The sequence below is a fragment of the Cryobacterium sp. TMT2-15-1 genome, from assembly GCF_004402345.1.
GTDB classification, from domain to species: Bacteria; Actinomycetota; Actinomycetes; order Actinomycetales; family Microbacteriaceae; genus Cryobacterium; species Cryobacterium sandaracinum.
Window position 1 is genome coordinate 90,376 of record NZ_SOGD01000041.1, and the last position, 6,967, is coordinate 97,342.

Sequence of the window (6,967 nt, forward strand, 5' to 3'; positions counted from 1 at the left end):
GTTCTAGCTTTTCTTGGCCACAGACATCAGGACCGTGGAGTCCTCGTCCGCCTCGAGGCTGTGGCGTGAGTCCGGGACGATCAGGAAATCACCGGTGCGTGCTTCCCAGACGTCGTCGCCGGCCCTCAGCCGCACGCGGCCGCTGAGGACCAGGATGGTGGCCTCACCCGGATTCTCATGCTCGCTCAGGGAGACCCCGGCCAGCAGTGCGATGACGGTTTGACGCATCACCTTCTCATGGCCGCCGAAGACCGTTCCGGCTGCGCGACCACTGGTGCCGGCGGCGGCCGCCTTCAGATGTTCACGGGCGAACGCCTCGATCGAGATTTTCTGCACGGTTCAGTTCTCACTTTCTCGATCCGTCGGTGACGGTCGGTTCGTCGCTGACTGCCGACTCGGCGGCCAGGTGCAGCTGGTCAGGGGCGCCGCGCAGTGGACCGCCTGCCTTCAGCGGCTGGCGCAGCATGGCGGTGAAGATGGCCAGCCACACGACGAGGGCCACCCAGAGGGCGACGGTCCCGATCCGTCCGACCAGCGGAAGGTCATCGGCCTGGCCCAGGTAGATTCCGGCGACCGCGTACATCCCCACGGGGAACGCGATGCTCCACAGCGTCGCTTCGTAGCGCAGCGGCACCCGGTGCTTGACGTGACGCCAGTATCCCACCGCGATCAGCACGGGGATGAGCCAGGTGGCGAACGCCCAGAACATGACGGAGACGCCCGCAACGAGCCCTCGGGTCGCGGTCACCATCGGTGCGTCCGCCATTTCGACGATCCGTGCGCCGGCCAGCACCGTGATCGCGCAGGCACCCATGGACACCCAGTAGGGCGGGTCCAACTGCTCGGGCCGGATTTCGTAGAGCACCAGCCGCAAGGAGACGAAGACACCCGCGGCGCCGTAGAGGAAGATGCCCACCGACCAGGACAGGATCGCGAGGACGGCGAGCAGCGCTCGGGCATCGCCCGCCACGGGCTCCAACGAGGCTGCCACGACGGCGACCGACTGGCTGGCGACGACCCAGATGAACCAGGTCCCGTTCGCGGCGTTGAGCACGGGGCGCTCGCTGCGGCCCAGGACCGCGAACCAGGGGAGGGCGTAGCCGAGCAGCAGCCAGGTGATTCCGGACACTCCGAGGAGGACCGTCGCCAGGCCGAACCAGCCCTCGATGGCCAGGCGGGCAGCCAGGACGTTGGTGCCGGCGACGAACGTGAAGAACTGGAATCCGCGATGCGGATCGTGCATGTCCGCAAGGAAGGCCGAGCGGTAGGCGACGAACCGCCACCCGGTGAGAGCCACGAGAATCACGTAGGCCGCAGCGCACACGACCATGAGAACGAAACTGAGCGTCTGGACGCCGATCAGGTTCATCCCGACCGAGATGATTCCCGTGGCCATGACCAACGCGAAGTAGCCGGGCGGCATCCCTCGGACAGCGGCACCCACGCGCACACCACTGATAGACGTCATCCTGACAGGCTAGCCCGGCGGCCCCCTGCCGCGCTCCACCTACGTCACGCTCCCTACCCGCACGGCGAGCGGATGCTGCTACGCGCTGACGAGCATCCGTTCGATCACGGAGGTGAAGAAGGTGATCCCGTCGGTGCCGCTGCGCATGGCGTCGACGGTGTCGGGGCCGAAGCCGGGCTCGACCGCGTGCTCGGGGTGCGGCATCAGGCCGACGACGTTGCCGCGCATGTTGCTGATGCCGGCGATGTCGTTGAGCGAGCCGTTCGGGTTCATGCCGACGTAGCGCACAACCACGCGGCCCTCGCCCTCGAGGCGCTCGAGCGTGTCGGCGGAGGCGATGAAGCCGCCCTCGCCGTTCTTGAGCGGGATGGTGATCTCCTGGCCGGCAGCGAAACCACCGGTCCAGTCGGTGAGGGCGTTCTCGACGCGCAATCTCTGGTCGCGGCAGATGAACGAGCCGTGGTCGTTGCGGATCAAGCCACCCTCCAGCAGGTGCGCCTCGGTCAGCATCTGGAAGCCGTTGCAGACACCGAGCACGGGCATGCCGCTGTTGGCCGCGCTGATGACCTCGGCCATGATCGGAGAGAGGCTCGCGATGGCGCCGCAGCGCAGGTAGTCGCCGTAGCTGAAGCCGCCGGGCAGTACGAGCGCGTCCACGCCGTGCAGGTCGTGCTCGCCGTGCCAGAGGGCGACGGGCTCGGCGCCGGCCAGACGGATCGCGCGCGCGGCGTCGCGATCGTCGAGCGAACCGGGGAACGTGACGACGCCGATACGCATTAGTGCGTCTCTCCGGCGGGTGCCTCCAGCACGTGGATGCCGACGACATCCTCGATCACCGTGTTGGACAGCACGGTGTCGGCGAGTTCCCGCACTTCGGCGAGCACGGCGTCGTCGACGTGGCCGTCGATGGTGAGCTCAAACCTCTTGCCCAGGCGAACGCTGGTGAAACGGGTCTTTCCGAGGCGACCCAGGGCGCCGGCGACGGCCTTCCCCTGCGGGTCGAGCAGCTCGGCCTTGGGCATAACTTCTACGATGATTGTTGGCATAGCTCACTCCGGAGGCATCGAGGGGTGGATGCCACGATTCTACAGGCCGACACCCAGGCCGCCGAGCGCACCGGCCAGGCCGGTGCCGAGACCACCGTTGGCTCCGCCGGCAAGCCCGCTCTGCCCGAGCAGCAGACCGCGCAGCACGTCCCGGATCGCCGCGAGGCCCTCGAAGGTCTCGACAAAGCTTGTGCTCAGCGGGGACAGGCCGATGCGCAGTGCATCGGGCGTGCGGAAATCGGGGATCACATCGTGCTCCCACAGGATCTGCGTCACCTGCCTCATAGCGGGGTGGTTCACGGTCACGTGACCGCCGCGGTGCGTGGGCTCTCGCGGCGACGACACAGTCACGCCCATCGGGGCAAGCCAGGCATCCACGAGGGTCAGCGCGAACTCGGTCAGCGCCACCGACTTGGCGCGCACCTGGTCGATGCCGGCCTCCTCGATCATCGCGAGCGAATCCTGCATGGCCAGCATTCCCACGATCGGCGGGGTTCCGCTCATGAAACGACGGATGCCGTCGGCCGGCACATACCCCGGGCCCATCGTGAAGACATCCTTCGTTCCCATCCAGCCCTGAATCGGCTGGGTGAGAACGTCTTGCAGGTCGCTGCGCACGTAGGCGAACGCGGGGGCGCCGGGGCCACCGTTCAGGTATTTGTAGGAGCAGCCGACGGCCAGATCCACGTCGCACAGGTCGAGTTCGACCACCACGGAGCCGACCGAGTGGCTGAGGTCCCAGAGCACGAGGCCGCCCGCGGCGTGCACTACCGTGGTGATCTCGCGCATATCGGCAAGGAAGCCGGAGCGGTAGGCCACGTGGCTGAGCAGCACGAGCGCCGTCTGCGGGCCCACGGCCTGCCGCACCTGCTCCACTGTGACGCCGCTCGCGGGGTCGGAGTGGATCCAGTGCAGCGTCATGCCACGTTCGGCCGCGATGCCCTCGAGCAGGTAGCGGTCGGTGGGGAAGTTGTCGGTGTCCAGCACGATCTCGGTACGCGTCGGTTCCACGTCGACGCGGAGGTAGTCGACGGCCGCCCGCGCCAACTTGTAGAGCAGCACGGTGGTCGAGTCGCCGACGAAGACCTGGCCGGGCGCGGCCCCAAGGGCGGCGCGGCCGATGTCGTCGCCGATTTTCAGCGGAAGGTCCAGCCAGGCCTCGTCCCAGCCGCGGATCAGGCGGGTGCCCCAGTCGTGGGTGAGGAACTCGGTGATGCGGGCCACGCTGGCCCGGGTGGGCCGGCCGAGGGAGTTGCCGTCGAGGTAGGCGACGAGGCTCGGGGTGTGCCCGGTCACGCCGGCCGCACCGGTCGCGCTGTCGGGTTCGATGCCGACGAACTGCCGCCGGTAGTGCCCGAGCCCGTCGATGCGGTCCATCCGGCGGGCGAAGGCGAGCTGGGCATCCTGGCTGCCGTTGCCGGCGGGGCTGGTGTCGGTGTGGGGGGTCATCTGGATTCCTCGAGGTCGAACGGATGATGGGCAGCCATCGCGCAGCGATGCGCGCTTCCCGGGGACTCGCCGACACCGTGCCGCGCTGGAAGTATCCCACCCGCGCGGGTGGCCGCGCGACTGCGGGAAGCGCGGACGGCCGTGCGGCGGTGGATGCGGTCGGGGGTGCGCTCAGGAATTCCGCGGGTCGAGGTCGCCGAGGTCGCCGAGGTCGGCCGGGCTGATCGCCCGGGCGGTGCCGAGCCAGGCGCTGAACGCGGCCGGGTCGGCCGGGCGCTCGCCACACAGCACCGTGACCAGGCGCTCGGTGCCCGTTGGGCCGCGCAGCACGGTCCGGAAGCCACCGAGGTTTCCCATGGTCAGGCTCCGCAGCACGTCGGCGCCGCTCAGGCCGGCGCCGAGCAGCGCGGTGATCTCCCGCCGGTTCAGCCCGACCGGCAGCGGGCCGTTGCCGAGGTCGGTGCCGTAGAGCACCTGTCCGCCGGCCCGGTGGAAGCGGCGCAGATTGTCGACCGCGCGATCGAAATCGTCGGTCGGCTCGCCCCAGCCGTGGATGTCGAGGGTGCTGATCCAGGCCATCCGCCCGGCCATGGCCGCAATCACCTCGTCGCCCAGCCGCTCGCTGAACGGCGTGTGCGCCAGGGCGTCCACCCCGGCCTCGAACGCGCGAAGCGCCTGGCCGGCCCCCTCGGCGTGGGCGAGAACGGGGGCCCCGCGATCGTGGGCGTGCCCGACTATGGCCGCGAGAACCGCGCGCGGCAGCACTGGCCCGGCGTCGCCGTTCAGCGTGACCTTGATCACGGATGCCCCGAGCGCCAGCTGGTCGTCGACGGCGGCCGCGGCATCCGTTGCCTGGGCCACGAAGCGCACGCTGCCTGCCGGGGCCCAGGACCGTTCGCTCGGGTAGCCGCCCGGCGCGGCGAGGAACTGCCCCGCGAACACGGTCTCGGGCAGGAGCGCGCTCGCGGGACGCCCCGCCCGCTGGGGCTCTCCCGTGCCCACCTCCACCCGCCCAGGTCGAGCCCACGGGTCGGACTCGACCGGAAGCGTCGGCCGCGGCGGCCTCCACCCGCCGAGGTCGAGCACGCGCGCGATGCCGCCCGCGGTGAGCGGGGCCGGATCGATCAGCGCGAGGTGCACATGCGCATCGAGGAAGCCCGGGAGCACGGTCCTGCCGACCGTCCTGCCCGGCACCGATCCGCCCGGCACCGATCCGCCCGGCACCGATCCGCCCGGCACCGGTCCGCCTGGCAGGCCGCCGGTCATCCGTGCCTCATGTGCCGAGTTCGGTGCGCACGGCGAACAACTCGGGGAAGAAGGTCAGCTCGAGCGCCTTCTGCAGGAACGCGGCCCCGCTCGACCCACCGGTACCGGTCTTCATGCCGATGATGCGCTGCACGGTCTTGAGGTGACGGAACCGCCAGAGCTGGAAGTTGTCCTCCAGGTCGACGAGTTCCTCGCAGGCCTCGTAGGCACCCCAGTGCTCGCCCGCGTTCTCGTAGATCCTGCGGAAGGTGGCCACGAGTTCCGGATGCAGCACCCACGCCTTCGTGACGTCGCGCTCCAGCACGGATGCCGGGATAGCGAACCCCTGCCGGTGCAGGTAGCGCAAAAACTCGTCATAGATGCTGGGGGCCGCGAGCATCTCGGAGAGGAGCGCGTGAGCATCCGGGTCGCTCTCGAACACGCTCAGCATGCGCCTGTTCTTGTTGCCGAGCGCGAACTCGACGGCCCGGTATTGATACGACTGGAACCCGGACGAGTTGCCCAGGAAATGCCGGAACTCGGCGTATTCGCTGGGCGTGAGCGTGGCCAGCACCGACCACTGCTCGGTCAGGGTGCGCTGGATGTGCTTGACCCGGGCGATGCATTTGAGGGCCGGGGCGATCTGGTCCTGGCGGAGGAACGCGGTCGCGGCGCGCAGCTCGTGCAGCACGAGCTTCAGCCAGAGCTCAGTGGTCTGGTGCTGGATGATGAACAGAAGCTCGTCGTGGTGCTCGGGTGAGCTGACCGGCTTCTGCGCGCCGAGCAGGGTGTCCAGATCGAGGTAGGAGCCGTAACTCATCCGCTCCCGGAAATCCGTCACGATCTCGGGATCGAACTCGCGGGTGTTGTGCTCGACCGACATGGTGCTCCGTTTCGTTCGGGTGCTGACTGCAGTCTGCAAGACAGTGCCGGTTCGGCGCAACCAGTTGGCACCTGCTAGGGGGGCGTGGAGGTGAGCCTCCGCGATGCCAAGGTTCGGGACCTAGACTCAGGGTCATGACTTCGCCCGAATCGACCCCGCAGGATGGGGCGCAGCCTCGACGGCGTGACGCCCGGCAGAACCGTGAGCGTCTCCTCGTCGAGGCGCGGGCGCTGATCGCGGTGCACGGCGTTGACGCTTCGCTGGAGGAGATCGCCCGCCGCGCCGACGTGGGCGTGGCCACGCTGTACCGCAATTTTTCCACTCGGGATGACCTCGTCAGGGCCCTGCACGACATCTCCCTCGCCGAGCTGGCCTCGGTGCGCGACGAGATTGCGGCCGCCCCCACCGCGTGGGACGGCATCGTCGTCTACACCGAACGCGTCGCCGAGTGGCTCGTCGCCGACCCGTCGCTGCCGCCCATCCTCAAGCGCATGGAGACGGTCGACCCGGCGCGCGGTAAAGCGGCCTCGTTTAAAGCGGTGTTGTCGGCCCTCGTCACGCAGGCCAAACGCGACGGCGACCTCCGAACGGATGTCGATGCGGTCGACCTCGCGGTCCTCGTCACCATGGTGGGCTCGCTCGGCACCCTCGGCGGCGGTTACACCGGCCAGTGGCGGCGCCAGCTGTCGATCGTGCTCGACGGGCTGCGGGCCGTCGACCGAGGCCGGCCCAAGCTGCCGGGACGTCCGCTGGGAGCCAAGGAATATCAGGCGGCCGTGCACGGCCTGAGCCGTCGTGCCACCCGGGCGGCCTCCCGCGGCACGGGTGCGGCACCGGGAGCCGGCGCGGCCCCGGGAGCCGGCGCGGCCCCGGGAG

The 6,967-nt window shown here is 69.4% G+C and carries 8 protein-coding genes; 1 reads left to right on the forward strand and 7 read right to left on the reverse strand.

The features are described 5' to 3' along the window. Positions 1–3: 3 nt before the first annotated feature. The 7 genes from E3O62_RS11735 to kynA form a co-directional block, all read right to left on the reverse strand. Entirely contained in the window at positions 4–336 is a 333-nt protein-coding gene (locus E3O62_RS11735; RefSeq protein WP_134395934.1) for a cupin domain-containing protein, read from the reverse strand. A gap of 10 nt (positions 337–346) precedes the next feature. Then, on the reverse strand, positions 347–1,468 hold the full coding sequence (locus tag E3O62_RS11740; protein ID WP_134398611.1) for a tellurite resistance/C4-dicarboxylate transporter family protein: 1,122 nt from the start codon (positions 1,466–1,468) through the stop codon (positions 347–349). A gap of 78 nt (positions 1,469–1,546) precedes the next feature. After that, positions 1,547–2,245 carry a phosphoribosylformylglycinamidine synthase subunit PurQ gene (gene purQ / locus E3O62_RS11745; RefSeq protein ID WP_134395936.1) on the reverse strand — a complete coding sequence of 233 codons (699 nt, stop codon included), beginning with the start codon at positions 2,243–2,245 and terminating at the stop codon, positions 1,547–1,549. Continuing rightward, positions 2,245–2,514: a phosphoribosylformylglycinamidine synthase subunit PurS gene (gene purS, locus E3O62_RS11750; protein ID WP_134398612.1), complete on the reverse strand. Its 270-nt coding sequence runs from the start codon at positions 2,512–2,514 to the stop codon at positions 2,245–2,247. The genes purQ and purS overlap by 1 nt, the downstream gene beginning before the upstream one ends. Before the next feature lie 39 nt (positions 2,515–2,553). Continuing rightward, entirely contained in the window at positions 2,554–3,963 is a 1,410-nt protein-coding gene (locus E3O62_RS11755; RefSeq protein ID WP_134398613.1) for a kynureninase, read from the reverse strand. Positions 3,964–4,134: 171 nt separating this feature from the next. Beyond that, a complete protein-coding gene (locus tag E3O62_RS11760; RefSeq protein WP_134398614.1) occupies positions 4,135–5,229 on the reverse strand; it encodes an amidohydrolase in 1,095 nt (364 codons plus the stop codon). Between the two features lie 7 nt (positions 5,230–5,236). Beyond that, a complete protein-coding gene (gene kynA, locus E3O62_RS11765; protein WP_134395940.1) occupies positions 5,237–6,091 on the reverse strand; it encodes a tryptophan 2,3-dioxygenase in 855 nt (284 codons plus the stop codon). A gap of 134 nt (positions 6,092–6,225) precedes the next feature. Here kynA and E3O62_RS11770 point away from each other — a divergent pair. Further along, a partial coding sequence (locus E3O62_RS11770; protein ID WP_134398615.1) for a TetR/AcrR family transcriptional regulator occupies positions 6,226–6,967 on the forward strand: 742 nt, incomplete at its 3' end.